The sequence below is a fragment of the Microcoleus sp. B13-B6 genome (assembly GCF_036705405.1).
Taxonomy (GTDB): Bacteria; Cyanobacteriota; Cyanobacteriia; order Cyanobacteriales; family Microcoleaceae; genus Microcoleus.
This window is the reverse complement of sequence record NZ_JAUBUJ010000008.1, coordinates 57398-82186: the sequence shown is the minus strand read 5'-3', so window position 1 is coordinate 82186 and position 24789 is coordinate 57398. Positions and strand designations below refer to the sequence as shown.

15 protein-coding genes are annotated in these 24789 nt (G+C 45.6%); 11 read left to right on the top strand and 4 right to left on the bottom strand.

Annotation, left to right across the window (positions count from 1 at the left end; translation table 11 throughout):
- The first annotated feature begins 105 nt into the window (after window positions 1-105).
- From QUB35_RS05710 to QUB35_RS05665, 10 genes are all read left to right on the top strand, one after another.
- Complete coding sequence (locus tag QUB35_RS05710; protein ID WP_333140183.1) at window positions 106-5922, top strand: HAMP domain-containing protein; 5817 nt, start codon at window positions 106-108, stop codon at window positions 5920-5922.
- A 30-nt stretch (window positions 5923-5952) separates the two neighbouring features.
- The gene (locus tag QUB35_RS05705) at window positions 5953-6168 is read left to right on the top strand and encodes a hypothetical protein (protein WP_333140181.1); all 216 of its coding nucleotides are present in this window, start codon (window positions 5953-5955) and stop codon (window positions 6166-6168) included.
- A 38-nt stretch (window positions 6169-6206) separates the two neighbouring features.
- Window positions 6207-7034 (top strand): protein-glutamate O-methyltransferase CheR, encoded by an 828-nt coding sequence (locus QUB35_RS05700; protein WP_333140179.1) that lies wholly within the window; start codon window positions 6207-6209, stop codon window positions 7032-7034.
- Complete coding sequence (locus QUB35_RS05695) at window positions 6988-7713, top strand: chemotaxis protein CheB (protein ID WP_333140177.1); 726 nt, start codon at window positions 6988-6990, stop codon at window positions 7711-7713. The genes QUB35_RS05700 and QUB35_RS05695 overlap by 47 nt, the downstream gene beginning before the upstream one ends.
- A gap of 7 nt (window positions 7714-7720) precedes the next feature.
- A complete protein-coding gene (locus QUB35_RS05690; protein ID WP_333140175.1) occupies window positions 7721-9790 on the top strand; it encodes a response regulator in 2070 nt (689 codons plus the stop codon).
- 277 nt (window positions 9791-10067) lie between these two features.
- Window positions 10068-10895, top strand: a complete 828-nt coding sequence (map, locus tag QUB35_RS05685; RefSeq protein ID WP_333052584.1) for a type I methionyl aminopeptidase — start codon at window positions 10068-10070, stop codon at window positions 10893-10895.
- 159 nt (window positions 10896-11054) lie between these two features.
- Window positions 11055-11747, top strand: coding sequence for a response regulator transcription factor (locus QUB35_RS05680; protein WP_333140172.1), 693 nt, complete (start codon window positions 11055-11057; stop codon window positions 11745-11747).
- 106 nt (window positions 11748-11853) lie between these two features.
- Window positions 11854-12012 (top strand): hypothetical protein, encoded by a 159-nt coding sequence (locus QUB35_RS05675; RefSeq protein ID WP_333140170.1) that lies wholly within the window; start codon window positions 11854-11856, stop codon window positions 12010-12012.
- A gap of 344 nt (window positions 12013-12356) precedes the next feature.
- Window positions 12357-12716 (top strand): hypothetical protein, encoded by a 360-nt coding sequence (locus tag QUB35_RS05670; RefSeq protein ID WP_333140168.1) that lies wholly within the window; start codon window positions 12357-12359, stop codon window positions 12714-12716.
- 527 nt (window positions 12717-13243) lie between these two features.
- The gene (locus tag QUB35_RS05665; RefSeq protein ID WP_333140166.1) at window positions 13244-18430 is read left to right on the top strand and encodes an nSTAND1 domain-containing NTPase; all 5187 of its coding nucleotides are present in this window, start codon (window positions 13244-13246) and stop codon (window positions 18428-18430) included.
- 71 nt (window positions 18431-18501) lie between these two features.
- Here the strand turns inward: QUB35_RS05665 and QUB35_RS05660 are convergent, their stop codons facing one another.
- Entirely contained in the window at window positions 18502-18774 is a 273-nt protein-coding gene (locus tag QUB35_RS05660; RefSeq protein ID WP_332980082.1) for a type II toxin-antitoxin system RelE family toxin, read from the bottom strand.
- Window positions 18761-18973 (bottom strand): hypothetical protein, encoded by a 213-nt coding sequence (locus QUB35_RS05655; RefSeq protein ID WP_333140163.1) that lies wholly within the window; start codon window positions 18971-18973, stop codon window positions 18761-18763. Before QUB35_RS05655 ends, QUB35_RS05660 begins: the two co-directional genes overlap by 14 nt.
- A gap of 227 nt (window positions 18974-19200) precedes the next feature.
- Between QUB35_RS05655 and QUB35_RS05650 the strand changes: the two genes are divergently transcribed.
- Window positions 19201-21474, top strand: coding sequence for an FdhF/YdeP family oxidoreductase (locus QUB35_RS05650; protein WP_333140161.1), 2274 nt, complete (start codon window positions 19201-19203; stop codon window positions 21472-21474).
- 29 nt (window positions 21475-21503) lie between these two features.
- Here QUB35_RS05650 and QUB35_RS05645 read toward each other — a convergent pair whose 3' ends face one another.
- Window positions 21504-23111: a M10 family metallopeptidase gene (locus QUB35_RS05645; RefSeq protein WP_333140159.1), complete on the bottom strand. Its 1608-nt coding sequence runs from the start codon at window positions 23109-23111 to the stop codon at window positions 21504-21506.
- Window positions 23112-23279: 168 nt separating this feature from the next.
- Window positions 23280-24524 (bottom strand): glycosyltransferase family 2 protein, encoded by a 1245-nt coding sequence (locus tag QUB35_RS05640; protein WP_333140157.1) that lies wholly within the window; start codon window positions 24522-24524, stop codon window positions 23280-23282.
- Window positions 24525-24789: the final 265 nt, after the last annotated feature.

Below are 24789 nucleotides of genomic sequence, written 5' to 3'. Positions count from 1 at the left end.
ATCTATCTTTCAATAGAAGCAATCAGACACTGCTTTAGTTGGATAATATCAATAATCTCAAAAATCTTCCCCCCTTCCCCTTCAAACTCGTCAAAGGTAACGGTCATGTCAACTGCACAGATAACAAGCCCCAATTCCAATAATGGTTATGCCAAACAGTTACTCAGAACCTTAGTGGCCGTCAAAAAAGGGGACTTTTCAGTTCGGATGCCCATAGACCAGACCGGTCTAGCGGGGAAAATTGCTGACGAACTTAACGAAATTATCGAACTCAATGAGAGAATGGCGGCCGAACTCGATCGCATCGGCACAGTTGTCGGTAAAGAAGGCAAAATCGCCCAGCGGGCGACGATCGGCAGCGCCGAGGGGTCATGGGCAGCTAGCGTCAACTCTGTCAATACCCTAATTACAGATTTAGTGCAACCAACCTCTGAAACCGCCAGAGTAATTCGCGCCGTAGCAAAAGGAGATTTATCGCAAACCATCGCCCTAGAAATAGAAGACAGACCCCTCAAAGGAGAATTCCTCCAAACAGCGCAAATTGTTAACACAATGGTAGACCAGTTGAGCTCCTTTGCGTCGGAAGTAACGCGGGTAGCTAGGGAAGTGGGAACCGAAGGGAAATTAGGCGTGCAAGCTGAAGTTAAAGGAGTTGCCGGAACTTGGAAAGATTTAACGGATTCAGTTAACTCGATGGCGGGGAATTTAACAGCCCAAGTCCGTAACATTGCTGACGTGACAACCGCTGTGGCAAATGGCGATTTATCCAAAAAAATTACAGTAGATGTTAAAGGGGAAATTCTCGAACTGAAAAACACGATTAACATCATGGTGGATCAGTTGAGTTCCTTCGCATCGGAAGTAACCAGAGTTGCTAGGGAAGTAGGAACGGAAGGGAAATTAGGGGTGCAAGCTGAAGTGCGGGGAGTTGCCGGAACCTGGAAAGATTTAACGGATTCAGTTAACTCAATGGCCGGCAATCTTACCGCACAAGTACGGAACATTGCGGAAGTGACGACGGCTGTGGCAAATGGTGACTTATCTAAAAAAATTACAGTAGATGTTAAAGGTGAAATTCTGGAGTTAAAAAACACTATTAACATCATGGTGGATCAGTTAAATTCCTTCGCATCTGAAGTAACGCGGGTGGCGAGAGAAGTAGGTTCCGAAGGCAAACTTGGCGGTCAAGCAGAAGTTAAAGGAGTTGCCGGAACTTGGAAGGATTTAACGGATAGCGTTAACTTCATGGCAGGCAGTTTGACAGCACAAGTGCGGAACATCGCTGAAGTGACAACCGCTGTGGCAAAGGGCGATTTATCTAAGAAAATTACAGTAGATGTTAAAGGGGAAATTCTCGAACTCAAAAACACCGTCAACACGATGGTTGACCAGTTAAATTCCTTCGCATCTGAAGTAACCAGGGTGGCTAGGGAAGTGGGAACGGAAGGGAAATTAGGCGTACAAGCAGAAGTGCAGGAAGTTGCAGGAACTTGGAAAGATTTAACGGATTCAGTTAACTCAATGGCCGGCAATTTAACAGCACAAGTCCGCAACATTGCTGAGGTGACGACGGCTGTGGCTAACGGTGACTTATCTAAAAAAATTACGGTACAGGTTAAAGGCGAAATTTTAGAACTGAAAAACACCATTAACGTGATGGTGGATCAGCTTAATTCCTTCGCATCTGAAGTAACCAGGGTTGCTAGGGAAGTGGGTTCGGAAGGTAAACTCGGCGGTCAAGCCGATGTCCGAGGCGTAGCAGGAACTTGGAAGGATTTAACGGATTCAGTTAATTTTATGGCGGGTAGTTTGACAGAGCAAGTACGGAATATTGCTGCTGTTACGACGGCTGTGGCTAATGGCGACTTGTCGAAGAAAATTACTGTAGATGTTAAAGGTGAAATTCTGGAGTTAAAAAACACCGTCAACACGATGGTGGATCAATTAAATTCCTTCGCTTCGGAAGTAACCAGGGTTGCTAGGGAAGTGGGAACCGAAGGGAAATTAGGCGTGCAAGCTGAAGTTAAAGGAGTTGCCGGAACCTGGAAAGATTTAACGGATTCAGTTAACTCGATGGCGGGTAATTTAACAGCCCAAGTCCGTAACATTGCGGAAGTGACAACGGCTGTGGCAAATGGCGACTTGTCTAAGAAAATTACAGTAGATGTTAAAGGGGAAATTCTCGAACTGAAAAACACGATTAACATCATGGTGGATCAGTTGAGTTCCTTCGCATCTGAAGTAACCAGAGTTGCTAGGGAAGTGGGAACGGAAGGTAAATTAGGTGTGCAAGCTTATGTGCGGGGTGTAGGGGGAACTTGGAAAGATTTAACTGATAATGTTAACTTGATGGCGGGGAATTTGACGGCACAGGTGCGGAATATTGCGGAAGTGACGAAAGCGGTGGCAAATGGGGATTTATCCAAGAAAATTACCGTTGATGTCAAAGGCGAAATTCTTGAACTGAAAGACACTATTAACGTGATGGTGGATCAGCTTAATTCCTTCGCTTCTGAGGTAACGCGGGTGGCGCGGGAGGTGGGAACTGAGGGTAAATTGGGCGGTCAAGCTGAGGTGAAAGGAGTTGCGGGAACGTGGAAGGATTTAACTGACAATGTAAACTCGATGGCGGGCAATTTGACCGCGCAAGTGCGGGGTATTGCTAAAGTTGTGACGGCGGTGGCGAATGGTGATTTGAAGCGAAAATTAATGCTGGAAGCTAAGGGAGAAATTGCGACTCTGGCAGATACGATTAACGAGATGATTGATACGCTGGCGACGTTTGCCGATCAAGTTACTACAGTGGCGCGGGAAGTGGGAATTGAAGGGAAATTGGGCGGTCAGGCGAAGGTTCCGGGTGCGGCGGGGACGTGGCGAGATTTGACGGATAATGTGAATGAATTGGCGGCGAATTTGACTACTCAACTGCGGGCGATCGCCGAAGTGGCAATTGCTGTTACCAGAGGCGATTTAACGAGGTCAATTTCCGTCGCCACTGAAGGAGAAGTTGCCATTGTTAAGGACAACATTAACCAGATGATTGCCAATCTCCGGGAGACGACGCAGAAGAATACTGAGCAAGATTGGCTGAAAACAAACCTCGCTAAGTTCACTCGAATGCTACAAGGTCAGCGGGATTTAGAAACTGTTTCTAAACTAATTCTCTCAGAATTGACGCCGCTGGTTTCGGCTCAGCATGGCGTATTCTTTATGATGGAAGCTGTGGAACACGATCCGTTTCTCAAACTGTTAAGTACCTACGCATACCGCGAACGCAAACAGTTAGGAAACCGATTCCATTTAGGCGAAGGTTTGGTAGGACAGTGCGCCCTGGAAAAGGAACGAATCCTGTTGACTGAGGTGCCGGAAAACTACGTTAAAATTGGATCGGGACTGGGAGAATCTACGCCGTTGAATGTCGTGGTTTTACCCGTACTCTTTGAGGGACAAGTGACGGCAGTAATCGAGTTAGCTTCGTTCCGGCGATTCAGCGAAATACACTTGACATTTCTCGACCAACTTACAGAAAGTATTGCCATTGTCTTAAATACAATTGCGGCGAGTATGCGGACGGAAGAGTTGCTGAAACAGTCGCAGTCTTTGGCAGAAGAGTTGCAAACTCAGCAAAAGGAACTAACGGAAACTAACAAGCGTCTCGAACAACAAGCGCAGTCGCTCCGCGCATCTGAGGAACTGTTGAAGAGTCAGCAGGAAGAGTTGCAACAAACGAATGAAGAATTAGAAGAACAAGCTGAATTGCTAGCGCTGCAAAATAAGGAAGTTGAGCGGAAAAACCGAGATATCGAACAGGCGAGGGGGTTGTTGGAAGAAAGAGCGGAACAGTTGGCTCTAACTTCTAAGTATAAGTCGGAGTTTCTGGCAAATATGTCTCACGAGTTGCGAACTCCGCTGAATTCGCTGTTGATTCTCGCTCGATTGCTTTCTGACAATACTGAAGGCAATTTGACTCTGAAGCAAGTTGAATACACGCGCACAATTTACTCGGCGGGAAATGATTTGCTGGGGCTGATTAATGACATCTTGGATCTCGCTAAGATTGAATCAGGCACGATGTCAGTGGAAATTGAGCAAGTGTTGTTTACGGACTTGCGAGATCATTTGGATCGAACTTTCCGCCAAATCGCCCAGGATAAGAAGTTGAGTTTTCAATTAGAGCTTGAGGCTGGGTTGCCAAAAGGTCTCTATACTGATGCTAAACGGCTGCAACAAGTTTTGAAGAATCTTCTCTCTAATGCGTTTAAGTTTACAGAACGGGGCGAGGTGAAATTGCGTGTCGAAGTAGCGCGGGCAGGGTGGAATTTAGAAATAGAAAGTTTAACGAGTTCCCCTACTGTTTTGGCTTTCTCAGTTAGCGATACGGGGATTGGGATTTCTGCTGAAAAACACAGGGTTATTTTTGAGGCTTTCCAACAAGCTGATGGTAGCACTAGCCGCAAATACGGGGGCACGGGTTTGGGTTTGTCAATTAGTAGAGAAATCGCTAATCTGTTAGGCGGAGAAATTAAATTGACAAGTCGCCCTGGTGAGGGTAGTAAGTTCACGCTTTATCTGCCGCAAACTTACCAAGAATCGCGAATAATGAAGGATACGGGATCGGGAAGGGGCAAGCAAACGGCTCAATTGCCGGCTGCTATTTCTTCCGCAGTTCCTGCGCCGAATTTCCACTTGCCGATCGCCCCTTATCCATCACCGATTATCGCTGATGACCGAGAAAATATTGAGAGTGACGATCGCGTGCTGTTGATTGTCGAGGATGATGTAAACTTCGCTCGGATTCTGTTGGATATGGCGCAGGAACAGGGTTTTAAAGGTTTGGTGGCTTTGCGGAGCGATATCGGTTTGGCGATGGCGCGAGAGTTCAAGCCAACTGCGATTATGCTGGATCTAAATTTGCCTGTGATGGATGGCTGGACAGTCCTCGATCGCTTGAAGCACGACCCAAGTACGCGCCACATTCCGGTTCACATTGTATCAGTTGAAGAAGGGCGGCAGCGCAGTTTGCAGTTAGGGGCGATCGCCTATTTGCAAAAACCTGTTAGCAGCGAAGCTTTGAGCAAAGCTTTGGCTGATATTAAGGGTTTTGTCGATCGGCGAGTCAAGAATCTGCTAGTCGTGGAAGACGACGAAACGCAGCGTCTGGGCATTGTGGATTTAATCGGCAATCACGATGTTTGTACAACGGCTGTGGGGAGTGGTGCAGAGGCGCTAGCAACTTTAAGATCGGGGCATTTTGACTGCGTTGTACTCGATTTGGGACTGCCAGATATGACTGGTTTTGAACTGATCGAGCAAATCAAGCAAGATGCAATTTTAAAAAGTCTGCCGATTATTATTTATACGGGCAAAGACTTGACGAAAGCCGAAGAAACTCAACTCAAGCGCATGGCGGAAACAATCATTGTTAAAGATGTGCGATCGCCGGAACGTTTGTTAGATGAAACAGCTTTGTTTTTGCACCGAGTCCAAGCAAATTTGCCGGAACCGAAGCGCCAAATGCTAGAGCAATTGTATCAAACAGATTCGACGCTCGCGGGCAAAACAGTCTTGATTGTTGACGACGATATGCGGAATATTTTCGCCCTCACGAGTATGTTGGAGCGCCATAAAATGCAAATTGAGTATGCTGAGAATGGCAGAGAGGGCATTGCTAAATTGCAAAATACGCCTGACATAAATATTGTGTTGATGGACGTGATGATGCCAGAGATGGACGGTTACGAAACAATGCAAGCAATTCGTAAAATGCCTCAATTTGCTTCCTTGCCAATGATTGCTCTTACTGCGAAAGCTATGAAGGGCGATCGGGAAAAATGTATCGAAGCTGGTGCGTCTGACTATATTACCAAACCTGTTGATACGGAACAGTTGCTCTCGCTGCTGCGTGTCTGGCTTTATCGATAATGAAGTCAGTTGTCAGTTGGCAGTTGACTGTTGGCAGTTGTCAGTTGGCAGTTGTCAGTTGGCAGTTGTCAGTTGGCAGTTGTCAGTTGGCAGTTGGCAGTTGTCAGTTGGCAGTTGTCATTAGTCATTAGTCAACAGTCATTAGTCAGCAGTCAGCAGTCAGCAGTTAACAGTGAACAGTCAACAGTCAACAGTGAACAGTCAACAGTTAACAGTCAACAGTCAACAGTGAACAGTCAACAGTGAACAGTCAACAATGCCCAATAACCAATTACCAATTACAAATGTCCGAAAGCCATGAACTTGAAACAATCGAAATTCAACTCTTACTAGAGGGAATGTTTCGCTATTACGGATTTGATTTTCGCAATTATGCTCTTGCCTCTCTCAAGCGCCGTATTTGGAACACTATTCGCTCGGAACGGCTCACCACTGTGTCTGCACTTCAGGAAAAGGTACTTCACAATCCTGCTTACCTAGACCGTTTACTGCTGGACATTTCTGTCAATGTAACGGCGATGTTTCGCGATCCCAGCTTTTACATTAGTTTCAGAAATAAAGTGGTGCCGCTGCTGCGTACTTATCCTTTTATTCGGATTTGGCACGCTGGATGTTCAACGGGAGAAGAAGTCTATTCTATGGCAATCTTGCTGCAAGAAGAAGGACTGTATGACCGTTGTCGGATTTACGCTACGGACATGAATGAATTAGTTTTGAAAACCGCAAAAACAGGGATATTCCGGCTGAAACAAATGCAAGAATATACGCAACTCTACCACCAAGCGGGGGGCACGAAAGCGTTTTCTGAGTATTACACTGCTGCCTATGAAAATGCGATTTTTCGGTCTTCACTTAAAGATAATATTGTCTTTGCTCACCACAACCTAGCAACGGATAATTCTTTTAATGAATTCAATGTTATTTTATGCCGTAATGTGATGATTTATTTCAATTCACACCTCCAAGAGCGGGTACACAAGCTTTTTTATGAGAGCCTGGGAATGTTTGGGGTTTTAGGACTAGGACATCAGGAGTCTCTGACTTTTACACCTTATGAAAAATACTATGAACCAATTGAAAGTAGTGATAAAATCTACCGAAGAGTTAAATAAAAAAAATTTTGAAATAGTGGTTGTTGGCACGTCTTTAGGAGGGCTAGAGGCTCTGACTGTGCTGCTGGCAGATTTGCCACCAACCTTTCCTTTGCCTGTAGTTATTGTCCAACACCGCCATAAGAGTTCTCAGAATAGGCTTACTTATTTTTTACAAAAGCAAAGCTCTCTCCAAATCACAGAGGCAGAAGACAAAGAGCCGATCGCACCGGGACGGGTTTACTTGGCTCCTGCTGACTATCACTTGCTAATAGAATCGCCCTCTGAGGAGGAGTTTAGCCTGCATGAAAACGACTTTACAGAATGGGGGGGCGTGGCAGTGGAGTCAACCCATAATTCAAAATCCCCAATCCCCAATGGCGGAGCTCCTACATTTGCACTATCAACTGAGGGTCCTGTCTCCTACGCGCGACCCTCAATCGATGTGCTGTTTGAGTCTGCTGCGGATGCCTTTGGGGAGAAAGCGATCGGCATAATTTTAACGGGAGCTAATTCGGATGGCAGTAAAGGGCTGGCAAAAATTAAAGCTGAGGGAGGATTGACATTTGTGGAGGAACCGGCTTCGGCCCTATGCGCGACCATGCCAGCGTCGGCGATCGCAAATGTTGAAGTAGACTGGATTTTACCCCTCTCTAAAATCGCTCCCTGTTTAGTCAACTTGCTAAGAATTAAAGATTAAAAAATTTATGAATCTGCAGTCCCCCCATCGAGTAAATGTCCTTTTAGTTGACGATCGCCCAGAAAATTTGGTAGCTCTAGAAGCTATCCTCAACAGCCCCTCTTATCATCTAGTACAAGCTAATTCGGGCGCGGAGGCTCTGAGATGTCTGCTTAATGAAGATTTTGCGGTAATTTTGCTTGATGTGCAGATGCCGGGAATGGATGGATTTGAGACAGCAACATTGATTCGCTCTAGAGATCGATCGCGATCGACTCCGATTATTTTTATCACAGCATTCAGCAGTAATGACACCCACGTGTTTAAAGGTTATTCTCTGGGTGCGGTGGATTACCTGTTCAAACCCTTAGAACCGGAAATATTGACCTCGAAGGTGCAGGTATTTGTGGAATTGTTCCAAAAAACAGTCGAGGTGAAACAGCAAGCAACACAGTTAGCTGCGGTTAATAGTGAACTAAGTAAAAGTGAAGAGCGGTTTCGCACTTTGTGTGCTTGTTCGCCACTGGGAATTTACTTAGCTGACGTTGAAGGCCGCTGTACTTACATCAATCCCCGTTGTCAAGCGATTTGCGGGTTAACTTTGGAGGAAAGTTTGGTAGAGGTTTGGCAGCGGGAAGTTCATCCAGAAGATCGCGATCGCGTAGTAGCAGATTGGTTAGCTTGGATTAAAGAAAGCCAGGAATATTCTAACGAGTTTCGATTAGCTGGGAGCGAAAATGTGCGTTGGATTCACGTGCAGTCGTCGCCAATGTTTTCGGATTTTGGAAAACTGATCGGTCACGTGGGTACGGTTAGAGATGTCACAGACCGCAAGCAAGCAGAGGAAGAACGCGGCAGACTAATCCGCGAACAAGTGGCGCGGCAAGAAGCGGAGAGAGCTAACCAGATGAAGGATGAATTTCTCGCTATTCTCTCTCACGAACTCCGTACTCCTTTAAATGCAATTCTCGGCTGGTCTAGGCTGCTTCGTACCAAAACATTTGACCAAGACACTATTGAGAAAGCCCTAGAAACAATTGAGCGCAATGCTAAATCTCAAGCGCAACTCATTGAAGATATTTTAGATGTTTCGCGGATTCTGCGGGGCAAACTAAATTTAAATAAGCATCCGATTCGGTTGGAATCTGCGATTAAGCTAGCAATAGATTCTTTGCAGCCGCTGACTGAGGAAAAATCAATAGTCATAGAATTAACGTGCAGTCCCAATGTAGGTGAAGTTATCGGCGATCCCGATCGCTTGCAGCAAATTGTGTGGAATTTGCTGTCAAATGCCATTAAGTTTAGTCCGCAAGAGGGTAAAGTAGAGGTGCGGTTAGAGTCAGTTGGAGATGAGGCTCACATTCAGATAATTGATAGCGGCATTGGTATCGCTCCTGATTTTTTGCCTTATGTTTTCGATCGCTTCCGCCAAGCTGATAGCAGCACAACTAGGTCTTACGGGGGTTTGGGACTGGGATTGGCGATCGTCCGTCACTTGGTGGAACAGCACGGCGGTAAGGTGTATGCAGAGAATAATCCGGGTGAGGGTGCGAAATTTACGGTGGCTTTACCTGTGGCACAGAGGAACGCCCTCGCTGCTGACGATGATTGGTCGCCACTCAATGACGCGACAGAGGTTCTCCCCACTCTGGCTAATTTGCAATTGCTGGTGGTGGATGATGACGATGACACGCGGGAGTTTTTGATTGCTTTACTCGAAGACGAAGGAGCTATGGTGCGATCGGCATCATCGGTGGCCGGGGCTCTAGCTGCACTGGAGAGTTATTGGCCGGATGTGCTGCTGAGCGACATTGGAATGCCGGAAGCAGACGGCTATGAGTTGATGGCGCGGGTGAGAGAAATGGAAGTGCTCAGGGGTGGAAAGATGCCTGCGATCGCTCTGACGGCCTACGCGAGAGAGGAAGAGCGCAAACAAGCGCTGGAAGCGGGTTTTCAGATGCACTTATCTAAACCAGTTGACATAAGTAAGTTAATTGCCGCAATTGCTAACCTCACAGGAATCCTCGGAAATCCCGATCCAACTCAAATCTTGCAGGATGCTCAAGAACAGGCAAGATGCCTGTTCCACAAAGATTAGATTTTATTGTGGGGAGTAGGGGTTGGGCAGGAGAGCCCGTCCGTGAAGGCTGATTGACAATAGTGCTATTCGGTGATTTCCAAGGGAATCGGCGGTTAAAACCGCTTTGTTGACCCCCAATCCCGTGCTGATTACTGAGAAAAATATTAAGCTAGCTAAAAGGAAACGCGATCGACAGTTCGGAACAAGACACCCGTTTTTTCACAAAAAACTGGATATTTGCCGTTTTTTTGCTTCAACCTGCCGTCAAAGTACAAAATTACCCGCCAATCAATTCATGAATATTTTTAGCAGTCTGCTTTCTAGCCCAACTCAAGCACCCCAAGTCAAAAAACAGCGTCGAGGCATTGAAATTAAGTCGGAACGCGAAATCGAAATTATGCGGCAAGCAGCAAAAATCGTTGCAACGGTACTCAAAGAAATTTCCCAAATGGTGAAACCGGGAATGACTACTGCTGATTTGGATGCTTATGCCGAAAAACGTATCCGTGCTATGGGGGCAACTCCGAGTTTTAAAGGCTATCACGGTTTCCCTGGATCGATTTGCTCTAGCATTAATAACGAAGTTGTTCACGGCATCCCCAGTCCCAAAAAAGTAATTCGGGCAGGAGATGTTCTCAAGGTAGATACTGGGGCATATTATCAAGGTTTTCACGGCGATTCTTGCATCACGATCGCAGTTGTGGAAGTGACTCCCGAATCGGCAAAATTAATCCGAGTCGCAGAAGAAGCTCTCTACAAAGGCATCGAACAAGTGAAGGCTGGAGCCTATTTGCTCGATCTGGCGGGTGCGATCGAAGATCATGTCAAAAGCAACGGTTTTAACATCGTTGAGGAGTTTACCGGCCACGGTGTCGGGCGAAATTTGCACGAGGAACCGTCGGTTTTCAATTTCCGCACGCGGGAAATGCCGAACGTGAAATTGCGAGCCGGCATGACATTGGCGATCGAACCGATTCTGAATGCGGGTTCTAAGTACACTCGGACGCTTTCTGACAAGTGGACTGCTGTAACCGTTGACAATGCTATGTCTGCTCAGTTTGAGCATACTGTGTTGGTGACAGAAACTGGCTATGAAATTTTGACCGATCGTTCAAAAGTTTAAGGGGAAAAAAAGACAATAGTTTTGAGTTTTGAGCTAAAGTTTTTATTCTGTAGGTTGGGTTGAGCGATGGCGAAACCCAACACCTTATTTAAAATGAAGATTTGGGTTTCGTTCCTCAACCCAACCTACAATATTTACACTATTAAGAAGGTAACAGAGATGTCAGCACGATTATTATTGGTAGACGATGAACCGGGCTTGCGGGAAGCAGTACAAGCTTATTTGGAAGATAGCGATTTTGCGGTTGAGGTTGCCAGTAATGCTCGGGATGGGTGGGAACTCTTGCAGCAGACTAATCCCGATTTGGTGATTTCAGACATTATGATGCCCCAGGTGGACGGTTATCAATTTCTCAAGCAAGTGCGGGAAGATCCTCGCTATAAGGCTTTGCCGGTGGTGTTTTTGACGGCTAAGGGGATGACGAGCGATCGCATTCAAGGCTATCAAGCAGGCTGCGATGCTTATCTTTCTAAGCCCTTCGATCCCGACGAATTAGTAGCAATAGTAACGAATTTGCTCGCCCGCCGCGCGGCTGCTAAGGAGACGAGCGAAAGTGCTGAAAGTCCAGATATTGCTGCTTTGACAAGCCAAATGGCGAGAATTGAGTCTTTGCTGAGTGGGCGGAGTTCGATCGCCCAAAGTCCTTCGCCGATTAAAATTGATTTGACTCCGCGAGAACAAAGTGTTTTGGATTTGGTTGCTCAAGGTTTGATGAATAAGGAAATTGCCCGCCGCTTGGAAACTAGCGTGCGTAATGTGGAAAAGTACGTCAGCCGTTTGTTTAGCAAGACGGGTACTAACAGCCGTACTGAGTTGGTTCGCTTCGCTCTCGAACACGGCTTGACGAAATAGGGGCCCTCTCGACTTGGCTGGAGGCTCTCCCTCGGCCATCGGCGTTACCAGGTTCTTCCTGGTAACGATAATTATGAAAAAACTTAGAAATGTTAAGATATAAGTATTGACAGGTATCCGGTGGCTGTGGTATGTCACATCAGCTTGCTGGTGGCAGCGCGGGGGTGCGAAAACTGGTGTGCGAAAACTGGTGTGCGATCGAACTTCTCACCCACTTTGCTTTGACTCTGAGATGAACACTCGCAAAGGCTGGGGAATTACTTAACGGGAAAACCTGACTGTTTAAGAGTTTTCACGTAGTAAATACAAAGGCAAACACTTGACCGGATATGCTCCGTTAAGCAAACTTGCCACGAAGAGTCACAGATCACGTTATATCCTATGGAAAAGCAAGCGACTATTAATTAATGAATCTGCTCAAAAACGGATACTTGCGAACTACAGGGGTGGTAAGTATCCCACAATTTTAGACCCTAGTTAAAGCTCTCAGATTCATCTGTGGAGTAAATCTAAAACCTAAAATCTAAAATCGACTGACAGCGCTCTAAAGTAGCCGCAGAAGTTGAATGTATAGCAGCACCAAAGTTGAGTTTATATCAGGAGGATACCATGAGGAAAATCACGGCGCGACAAACAATAAGTGCCATAGTAGCACTGCCGATCGTACTAATAGCCAATACAACTCAAGCTTTTGCCACTGATACCAGTCAGAAAATAGATCCAATTAAGAAAGTTTCGGATTTTGGCGATGAGCTAGATTTTGATATTGGGCCACCAACAACCATCAGCATTGAAGAAAGCGAGGATTGGGATGAACCTGAATTTACAGCTACTTTAGATATGGAGATTAGTAAATTTATGACAAAAAATCTTCAAGCTGTAATTGATGAGCCGCCGCCGATAGTTTATCTCAGTGCGGCCAGGGGCCAGTCAACCCGGGAATGCCGGATTTCTGGGATATGCGAATAACTGAATCGGATTTGTGCGATTTGGGCGATGGCTGGGAGTCCCGCAAACAAAGACTCATTTGCTGGGTAGAATTAAAGCAATTATCAAGATTTCAGTAAAATTTGGTTGATTTTGCTGGGAATATGCGAATAACAGAGTATGTATTTTTTTGGGTATGCTTTAATGCGATCGGCTAAAATAATAAGTATGCAGGCTGAAAGCAACTTAACTAATTGATAGTTCCCAGTGATGGGAAATCGCCGAAAAGGGCAAAAATAAAATTAATCATGTGATTCTTCGCTGTGATTGGCAAACGTAAAAACTGGTAAAAGTAAACTTAGTTAGAGCAACCGCCAAAACGGTTAGGAAGTTCTTAATTGCACTTTCCCCCTGCGATCGATTCCTTCCATCCGTTACACCCGTTACATCCGTTAAATAATCCGTTGCCGAACTTCCATCCGTTACATCCGTTAAATAATCCGTTGCCGAACTTCCTTTTTTCGGCAGTTGACAGCACCTATCCTGAGAAAGTTTTTCAAAAAATAATTATGATTAATTCGCACTGCCAGCAAGACACCGCAGCACAACAAAACAAAAGTTCGCTGCAAACTCTCACCCGGACTCTGAGAATGTCTCAGGGGCAATTTTCGCTGATTTTGGTACGGTGCAATTACAGCGCTATGAGAGAAAAAATTGTACGGCAATTGCGGGAGGAGTCTGATATCGAGATTCGAGAAATTGTCCTCCCGCCATCTGTCAAAACTCTTTACACGACGATAGAAACCAAACTTTCCTGCAGCCATCCGGCAGCTTTAATGGTGTTTGGCTTGGAATCGGTAAGTGCGATCGATCGACTGCTGACTTCTACCAACTACGTGAGGGAAGAATTTCGGAATAATTTTCCCTTCCCGGTGGTGCTGTGGGTGACAGACAAAATCTTAAAAAAACTGATTCGGTTAGTAACAGATATCGAAACGTGGACGACAAGTGTTGAATTTGTGATTGGCCCCGACGACTTGGTGGATTTCCTGGGCAAAAGTGCCGATCGCATTTTTTCCAACATTTTAGAAAGTGGCAATTGGCGTTTAACTAATTCTGCCATTCTCGGAGCCAATTCTTTGAGTGAACTAGAGTCGGCTAGCCAAGACTTGCAAACTTGCAACATGAGGTTAGAACCAGCTATTGAAGCGAGTTTGCAATTTATTCGCGGTAGGCACGAATATGCTTGTCACCGCATCCATGAAGCTATTGAATTGTATCAAAAAAGTCTCAATTTTTGGAAGCATCAAGTAGCATTTATTGGGCCAAAAACACAATTTAGCGATTTGTTATTTACCGTTCACCCTGCACCGATGTTAGAGGGAATTCTGCTATTCCACATCGGTCTTTGCTACCGCTTCCAAGCAGAAAAACACCGCAGCGGCAACCGTCCTTACTGGACGGAAGCTAAGAATTATTTTCAGGAATGTATTGATGTTTTAGAACGCGCGGGGCGGCCGGATGCCGTTGGTATATTCATCAATCAACTTGGCGAAGTATTGCAGCATTTAGAAGATTGGGATGCACTCTGGAATTTAGCTATCAAAGCTCGGAGGTTACATGAAAATATGGAAAATTCAGCAGTTAATTTGGCTCAAGATTACGGTTTTTTGGCAAGAGTAGCCTTAGAGCAAAAGAACTGGCAAGGGGCGAAAGAATGGGCTTTAGTGGCTCTAGACGTTCTCAACTCAAATTTAGAAGGGACTGGACAGGGCACGCCTGTAAAGTCGCAGCATCTAGGCTTGTATCTGTTAATTTTAGCAGAGGCCCAGAGTCAGTTGGGTGAGGTACAGGAGGCGATCGCGCATTTAGAGCTTGCTCGCTCGGAAACCGAAGCGTGCTACAACCCGCAACTGTATTTGCGGGTTTTAGAAATGCTGCGATCGCTCTATTTTCAGCGGGGAGAATATCTCGAAGCATTTCAAATTAAGCAAGATTATCGAGCGGTGGAACACACGTATCGGTTCCGAGCTTTTATTGGAGCCGGAAAGTTGCAGCCGCACAGAGAAGCGGTTAATTCCGTCGCCGAAACTGTTGCCGACGCTGCTACTATTGCTGACGAAATTACTGCTTCCGGCAGAGAACAAGACCTCAACCGCTTGATATATAGGATGAACAATACCCCAGACAAACTGACAGTAATTTACGGTCAGTCTGGAGTTGGCAAAAGTTCAATTGTCACCGGGGGATTAGTACCAGCTCTCAAACAAAAAAAAATAGAAAGGCGGACTGTTTTGCCGATCGTGCTGCAAGTTTACAACAACTGGCCGCGGGAATTGACCAGACAGTTATCTGCTGGGAAAGCTGAAATATTCGAGCCGGAACTTTCCGAAGCAGTACCGGAAACTGCTCCGGTAGATTTTCCAGTAGAAGCAGGCGCAGTTCAAGAAAATCTTATTTCGGGATTTAACGACGACTTGGCTGGGAATAATGAGGAGAGAAGGGAGCAGTCACAGCCAGTAGAATTAATTAGAGAACCACAGGCGAACGAATACGAAAAAATTATCAAAGAGCTGGAAATAAATTCAGAACATCTAGTGACGGTTCTGATATTTGACCAATTTGAAGAATTCTTTTTCGTGTGGAAAGAGCCAGCCCAAAGGCAGAGATTTTTTGATTTTTTGCGGGAATGCTTGAAAATAAAATATTTAAAAGTCGTCCTGTGTTTGCGGGAAGATTACCTGCACTATTTGCTGGAATTTTCCCGACCAAAAAACCCGACTGGATTCGTTAACAATGATATTTTAGAGGACATTCTCAGCAAAAATATTCTGTTTTATTTGGGCAATTTTTCGCTGGTCGATGCGCGATCGGTAATTCGCACTTTAACTGAGCGAGCGCAGTTTTACTTAGAACCGGAGCTGATCGAAGAATTAGTCAATGATTTAGCTGGAGAATTGGGAGAAGTCCGCCCGATCGAACTACAACTTGTCGGCGCTCAACTGCAACAAGAGAACATTAGAACTTTAGCTCAATATCAGGAACTAGGCAACAATCCGCAACAAAAATTAGTCGAAAGGTTTCTCGAAGAAGTCATCAAAGATTGCGGCCCGGAAAATGAAGTAGCGGCGCGCCGAGTTTTGTATTTGCTCACAGATGAAGATGAGATCCGTCCCCTAAAAACCCGCGCCGAATTAGCCTCTAATTTAGCGACATTTGCCGAAGCTGACAAATTAGATTTAGTCTTAGAACTGTTAGTAAACTCTGGTTTAGTTTTTCGATGGACGGAACTGCCTGCAGAGCTTTATCAGCTCGTTCACGACTATCTAGTTAGTTTCATCCGCCAGCAGCAAGAATTAGATAAAAAGGCAGAATTTGAGGAACTGCGAAAGCAAAACCAAATTAACCGAGATGAAATTGAACAAATTCGCAAAGACAGAGAGCAAGATGCTTTGCTGTCGGAAGCTAGAGAGAAACAGCACGAAGCGGAAGCTCAACTTTACCAATCTCGGAGATGGCAATTGCGGGCGGCGGTTCTAGGAGTGCTTGTACTCGCAGGTGTTTCGGGGATGGCATTCGAGCAAGCAAAATTAGCAGAAAGCGCGCGGCAAGAAGCAGAAAGAAGTCGGACTGACGCCCTAAATTCGGCCTCGGAATCTTTAGTGATTTCTAATGAAAAAAATCAATTAGGAGTGTTGGAAAATAGTATCAAAATTGGTCGTGATTCTCTGAAAAGTACAGCGCTTCCTGTAGACACTAAAACTAAAATTGCAGAAAGACTCAGACAAGCAGTTTCCGGGGTGCAAGAACGCAACCGTTTCGAGCAGCACAGCAAGTTTGTTTTGGATGTGAGTGTCAGCCCCGACGGCAATTCCGTTGCTTCGGCAAGTGCTGATAAAACGGTTAAATTGTGGACCAAAGAAGGTAAGTTATTAAAAACTTTCAATCACCCGGATAGCGTGACGAGTGTTAGTTTTAGTCCTGATGGGAAAACGATCGCTACTGGTTGTGCCGATCGTACAATTAGAATTTGGCAAGTAGATAACGACAAAAGTGCGATAGGCATTTTATCCGGCCACCGCGATATCGTCACCAGCGTCAGTTTCAGTCCCGACGGCAAAACCCTAGCTTCCGCCAGTCACGACAACACCGTCAAAATCTGGAACCTTGCGAACAAAAAATTGCTGCAAACCTTAACCGGACACAAAGACTGGGTACTCGGCGTCAGTTTCAGTCCCGACGGCCAAACAATTGCCTCCGCAAGTGTTGACAAAACTGTCAAACTTTGGAACCGAGAAAGTAAAACGCAGAAATTTAGAATTAATCCCAAAACATTAACCAAACATTCTGACATTGTTTACAGCATTAAGTTCAGCCCAAACAGTCAAGAACTCGTCTCGGCAAGTGCCGACACCACAGCCAAAGTTTGGAACCGAAACGGTGAGGAAATCAGAACTCTCAAAGGACACAACGATGAAGTTGTCAGCGCAAGTTTCAGTCGCGACGGCAAAAAAATTGTCACCGGCAGTGCAGACGATACGGTGAAAGTTTGGAGTCGCAGCGGCACTTTGCTCAACACTTTTCGAGGACATCAAGACGACGTAAGAGCCGTAAGTTTCAGCGGCGACGGCACTATTGCTTCCGCAAGTAAAGACAAAATAGTGAAAATTTGGAAACCGGACAGCACTCCGCTGAATAAGATTTTATCTGGACACGGAGACTGGGTTTACAAAGTCAGTTTTAGTGCTGACAGCAAAACAATTGCTTCTGCTAGCGGGGACAAAACAGTGAGACTTTGGCGCACTGACGGCAGTTTATTCAAAACCTTAGAAGGTCACAATGATTCTGTTACCTGGGTGAGCATTTCGCCTGATGATAAAACTGTTGCTTCTGCCAGCGATGACAAAACCGTGAAAGTCTGGAATTTAAACGGCAAACTGTTAGATACTCTCAGCCACAGTGGCATTGTTAGAAGCGTGAGTTTTAGTCCAGACGGAAAGATAATTGCCGCCGCTAGTGCCGATCGCAAATTGTACATCTGGCGCTGGAACGGTTCTAAAGCAACTTTGTTGACCAAACTCGATCACAGCAATCCAGTAATTAGTGTTAGCTTCAGTCCCGACGGCAAAACTATTGCTACTGCTACTGCTGCTGAGGACAAGGCAAGCGGGAAGAAAAAGGCTTTTGAAATTACGGGAGAAAAGAGAGTTTACCTGTGGCAATTTAACGGTTCGTCGGCGAAAATTATGAAAACTCTCGACCACGAGGACAGCGTTAAAAATGTGAGTTTTAGTCCCGACGGTAAGACTATTGCTGCTGCTTGCGCTGACAAAAAAGTTTACTTGTGGGAGTTTGATGGAAAGGTGGCGAATTTAACTGAAAAACTCGACCACAGCGATACTGTAGAAAGCGTGAGTTTTAGTCCCGACGGCAAGTTGATTGCGGCGGCGAGTGGGGGAAATACTGTTAAGCTGTGGGATTTTGACGGCAAGAAGGCGCTGCTATCGAAGACTTTGGAATCGAGCGATCGCGTGTTGAGCGTTACTTTTAGTTCGGACAGCAAAACTCTGGCTTTTGCTAGCAGGGATAGAAGTGTAATTTTGTGGCCTGTGGAGAATTTGCAACTGAATAATATCATTGCTCGGAGTTGCGAATGGTTGGGAGATTATTTGCAGAATGACCCGAATGTTGCTGAGGGCGATCGACTGCTTTGTCTTGGATTTGGGAAGCAAGCCCTAAATAAGGGGAAGCGGTGAAATTGACAGCGGTAAGTTGCGGGCTGCACACCCTACATAATTATATTTTGCTAATTCTCATCAACATAATTTTATGGAAAAATTCTGTATATGTCTCGGCGGTGCGCTACTCGCTGACAAATTAAAGTTTTTGTCGGTGCATCAACTGTGAGTCCAATACGGTAGTCACCAACACGAATTTTATATTTATCTGGATAACCTTTCATTTTTTCCAGATATCCTAATGCAAAGGGATTGTCTGATTCTAAGAATTGAAAAACTATAGGTTCTATCCTACTTCTAATTTCAGCAGGTAAAGCAGCTAGTTCTTTGAGGAACCGATTTGTATATTCAACTTGCCACATTATTTTGTTTGATTGAGTTATAATACTTTAGTGCTTGTTCTTTTGATAATCTCTCATCACCTTCAGTTTCTTCTATAAGTTTAGCCAGACCATAGTTTTCCAAAATCTCCTCGATTTTCTCAAATTGTTCAAGGGGGATTTGAACAGCAATCGGCTGCTGATTTTCGTCGATTACATAACTTTTATGTATTTCTAGCATTTTGTAGTGTTTATATATGAGTATATGAATTATTATAATAGATACATTTTTTTTGTCAATAGGCCATCCCGTCTGCCTGTCGAGTTGCTCAACCGATAGGTTAAACAAATCTATCTACTGGCTAATTGTGTTGGCAGTAAAATTGCGCTAGAATTCGACTGACAAGCTTAACCTTTTTGGCAATTCCCCACAGAATTAACCAGCAATTAAAATCCGAGGTAAACCACATGGATGTCAACTCCCCAAATGTCCAACCAATCCCGCCATTCAACGAGACAAACGAGGAAACACCAGAGATAGGTGGCGGTTTACCCGTAATTGAATATTGGGCCGAACATACATTGTCCCCGGAAGGGCCGAAACTTTGGAAAACTTTGCTGCACAAAAGTGCTTGTTTGTCCTGTTCTTGGGGCACTGGCGGGCAGAAAGGAGGTTTTACGAATGAAGAGGGCGAAAAACTTCAGCGGTGCATGAAAAGCGTCGAAGCAATCTCCGCTGAAATCAAGCCTGCTATCTCAACTCAATTTTTTGAACAGCAGAGTATTGCACAACTTCAGCAATTAACTTCAATGGAAGCCGATAGGTTGGGAAGGCTGAGTTTTCCCATGATTTTGCGGGCTGGTTCATCTCATTACGATCGCATTTCTTGGCAAGAAGTTTATCAAATTGCGGAAGCTGCCTTTCGCAAAACCCCCGAACGAGTGGCATCTTACAGTTCCGGTCGCTCTTCCAACGAAGCGGCTTTTCTGCTGCAATTGATGATGCGGGCGATGGGTTCCAATAACTTAGCAGATTGTTCCGATCTCTGCCACGCTCCCTCGACAATCGGGTTAAGCGAAATGTTTGCCACCCGCACCTCGTTAGTGAGTCTAGAAAACTTGAAGGAAGCAGATTGCGTCGTGCTCGCGGGCAGCAATTCTTCCTACAACCATCCCCGTTTGATGAACGAATTGATTAAAATTCGCGACAAAGGCGGTAAAATAATTGTAATCAATCCGGTGATGGAAATCGGGTTAGTCAAGTTTGGTTCTCCCGCATTTCCTGTCAAATCGCTCATCCCCGGTTCCGATATTTCCTCGCTATACTTGCAACCAATTCCCGGCAGCGATACGGCGCTATTTGTCGGCATTCAAAAATCTGTCATCGAACAAGGATTGCTGGACGAAAGCTATTTGCAAGCTCATACAGAAGGTTGGGAATCAGTAGTACAGCACGCCCGCGAAACCGATTGGGAAACTATTACTAAAACCTGCGGAGTTTCCCAAGCCGAAATTGAGGCTGCAGCCAGAATTATTGGCACGTCCCAGCGAGTTGTATTCGGTTGGGCGATGGGAATTACCCAACAGGATAACGGTGTAGATAACGTTTTCAGCATTGCCAATACTGCCTTAATGACAGGAAATGTCGGCAAAGAAGGGGCGGGATTAATGCCAGTGAGAGGACACTCAAACGTCCAAGGATTCGGCTCTATGGGCGTCACTGTGAAGCTGAAAAAAGAAATTCAACAAGCTTTAGAAAAGTTATTGAATCGTCCCCTCAGTCCTGTTAAGGGCTACGACACTCGATCGCTCATTGAAGCAGCAGAAGCAGGCAAAGTCGATACGCTGATATGTCTGGGCGGCAACTTGTATGGGGCGAATCCAGATTCAACGCAGGCAAAACAGGCTTTAAGCAATGTTGAAACCGTTATCTACCTCGCAACCAAACCGAATTTAGGGCATTTTCACGGATTGGCAAAGCACAATACAATTGTGATCCCCGTCCTGAATCGCTTTGAAAACCCCCACAAAACAACGGTGGAATCTGGGAATAACTTTGTGCGTTTAAATGATGAGGGCGAAACTCATCTCCAGAATTCGGATTTGATTCCTGAAGTGTATTTTTTGACGGAATTAGCCAGCAGGATTCACGGCGATTTTCCTGTTGATTGGCGCCAACTTCAAGACACAAAATACGTTCGCCAATTGATTGCTAAAACTATTCCGGGCTATGAAAAGATGGCGACAATTGATGAAACACAAGAGGAATTTACCATCAGCGGTCGCATTTTTACAGAACCTAAATTCCCTACAGAGTCTGGGAAAGCTAAGATGTTTGTCACGCCTTTACCTAAGCTGAAATTACCGGAAGCGAAAGAGTTTGGAGTATCGGAATCAACACAGGGTATTGTTGTGGCATTGATGACGGGACGCAGCTATTCTCAGCACAATACTGTGGTTTACAAAATTGATGACAAATACCGGGGAATGCCGCACCGCAACTGCATTTTGATGAATCGCGCGGATGCAGAAAGCGCTGGTTTGCAAGAACATCAGCGGGTTACGGTGCAGGGAAATGTGGGGAAAATGGAAAATGTCGAGGTGATTTACGGGGCGGTTCGTGAGGGTGCTGCTTTGATGTTTTATCCTGAAGTTAATGTGATTTTTCACCCGGAGATTGAAAAGCGATCTGGCACGCCTGCTTACAAGCGCGTACCTGCTTTTGTTTATGCAGAAAGGTAAAAACCGAATACTAGAGATACCTGCTTTCTTCAAGAATTGGGGGAGGTAAACAACGTACTTGAACTAATTAAAAAATCAGATTGCCCGATCGAACTTACCGCTATTCCCGGTAACAGCGCCAAGACTTGTCCGGTGCTGCCGATCCGAATTTCAGTATCGTTGCCTGAAGGTACGATCGACAGTTGGTCGAATCTCAAACCATCAACTAACACTAACCAATCCACACCATCAGCAAAATCAACAATCGTATCCGTACCCCCATCCGGCTCCAACACAATGCCATCGACACCGACACCGGTGATAATAGTATCGTTTGCCCGACCGCCCCGCAGCAAATCCCCCCCGCCCCCGCCAATTAACAAGTCCATGCCTTTGTCGCCGTAAATATAGTCACCGCCTTCGCCACCGTCCAAACTATCGCTTTGCCGCCCCCCACTAATCGTGTCGATCCCCGCACTGCCTAGAATACTGTTAGCTAATTCATTTCCAAGTACCTGGTCATTTCCGGGCGAACCTACCAGATTTTCGATATCCGCGCCAAAAGCAATGTACGTGCCAAAGGTTTCAGTTGTATAAAGCCGATCGAGATCACTACCTAGCGCCACCTGCGAAGTTTGTAGATAGTAGCTCTGATCTCCCAGAGCGCTCTTTGCCGTGAGCGGCTTACCCTGATTCATGTTCAAAGAATAAACGTTGTTGGCAGGCAGTGCCGAAAAGTCCAAAGTATCGCTGCTGCCGCCGCCGTCCCAGATAGTTTGAACGGTATTGAAATTAGTGCTGTCGAATTTGTAAACATTATTGTCACCGTTAAAGTCGCTGCGGGTGCCGTAAAGATACTGCAATGCCCGGATGTCATAAGGCATCAAACTCCGGGGATTTTTGTTACGGGAGGTGCTAGATATGGATAATTGGGGATTGTAGGACATGATCGTATTTCTGGTGTTGTCCTTGTCAAACGGAAGATACGGAGGCTGTCCGGGGTTGTCTATTCGATCGCTGCTGAAGCTGTAGTTGCCAGGGTGCTTCAAACCCATCGCGTGAGCGATTTCGTGAATTAAAGTCGAGTGGCCGTAACTGCCGGGCTCTGAGGAAAAAGCTCTTGCCGGATCGTTTTCATGGATTTTTTGGAGGTGGATGGCGCCACCGCGCAATAAATTATCTGGATCATAAGCGTAGGCATAGCCCTCAGCACCCACCCCATCAGAAAACATAATTCTGATGTTGCTTTGGGCCGAGTCTGGAACTTCTACAAAGTTGAGCGGCAAGACTGTGGCATAATTGTCCTGCAAGATTTGGCGGACATTCTGTTTGATGCGATCGTTAACTTCCTCAATATTGGTTTCGTTTCTAGATGCAAAATAACTGGCCGCGCTGTCAGCAGTCACAAAACTGTAGGTGATGGTGCCGCCGGGAGCGACGTTCCATTTGGCTGGCTGTCCGGGGTTTGCTCTACTTCTTGTCAGCAGAGCATCGATCTCGTTAGAGTTGCTGAAGGCGGAAGCTTGAGCGGCCGATCGTTCGGCGCCCGAATCTGAGGTTTGAGCGCCGCTGCTACAGATCGGGCAGCTATGTTGTGAAGCACCTTGCAACAAATCTGAATTGTTATTAGTTAAATCACTCAGAGTGTAAACAGACATGAGGTTCCTTCCAATTGGAGGCAAGAGGATGTTGATTAATATTATTAAATAAACAGATATGAAAGTCAACTCATAAAATTCATGACTTTGACTTCATAAAAATCATATTTATCAATAAATGTTACCAACAAACGATCGGTTGTCACGAATGATTTGAGCTTGCTGCTATTAACTCTTAATTTGCAAAGCTCTACCCCGCCAAGTCCATCCCCAGCCGGTTTCTGTTTTAATCGCAGAGGCGATCGCCATCGCCGCCACGAACGCACCTCCGAAACCTCCCAACCACCAGTATTTCGTCGGACATTCAGAAATCTCGGCACCCAAGCGGCGCAAAGTGTAATGCTGCCAAATTACGATTACGGATAAACAGATAGTTAACCAGGTAATTGGCAATTGGTAATTGGTAATTGGTAATTGGTAATTGGTGATTGTCAGAATTTCTGCGAAGTCCCCGTTTGCCAGCAAAATAGCTAATGCCAACCACGGCATCGGATAAAGAAAAAACATAATTGCAGCCATGTAAACCATCATGCCCCAACTGCGGTTAGCGCCGAGATACAAATTCTTTGTCCAGCCTTCCCACAATGCGTTCCAAGACCGATACATCCGCACGGATGCCAAATTTGACCCGGAATAAAGTCCGAGCTTTAAACTTGCACGTTTGATGCGTCTAGCTAATTCCACATCTTCCACAATTTCGCTTGCAACTGCTTCGTGACCACCGATTTTTTCGTAGCCCGATCGCCTAAATAACATGAACGGGCCACCCGCAAAAGCGCTGTCTGTTTTCGAGGGGTCGTTGACGGCGGTGAAGTCGAAGCAAACTGCTAAGTGATTGAACATTATCGGCTGCACTAACCACTCGGCAAAACACTCACAAACCAGCGCTGGCATACAGGTGAACAAGTCTATTTTCTCGGTTTCGGCTGTGGCGATAGCGGTTTCGATCGCCCCTGGTTTGAGTCGCACGTCGGCATCGATAAATAAGAAGAAGTCTCCGGTTGCTGTTTGAACAGCTTGGGCGCAGGCCCAGTTTTTGCCCGCCCAATATTGGTTGGTTGGTCGCGGCTGGCCTGCTAATATTTTAAGCCGGGGGTCGTTGAGATGCTGTTGCAGGGTTTGCCCGATCGCCTTGGTGTCGTCTGTCGATCGATCGTCTACAATTAAAACCTCTAAGTTGTCCACAGACAGCGGTGTACTCTCCAAAATGGCGATCGCGCAATCCCGAATATTCTCTGCCTCGTTGTATGCTGGTACGATTACCGAAACTTTAGGGAACTGTGCGGCGGAGTCCGGTGAGGGCCTCGCGGAACTTCTGTCGGTTCGAGGCGCATTTTTGACCGATCGGCGCAAATTCTTAGTGTAAGCTGTACTTACAATCAGAGAAAAAATTAGCAGGGTTAACAATATCAAAGCGAACTGACCTCAAAATTTCGGTACAGGATTTGTCTCCCTAAATATTAAAAAATATTAAAACAAAAAGCTAGTCGATCGCCCGAAAAGTTATTTTGACCGAAAGCATCCAGGATACAAGCCCCCGGATTCATCTCGCGCAAGTCAATGCTTCAATCTAAAATCTAAAATCTAAAATCTAAAATCGATTGACCGAAAGCATCCAGGATACAAGCCCCCGGATTCATCTCGCGCAAGTCAATGCTTCAATCTAAAATCTAAAATC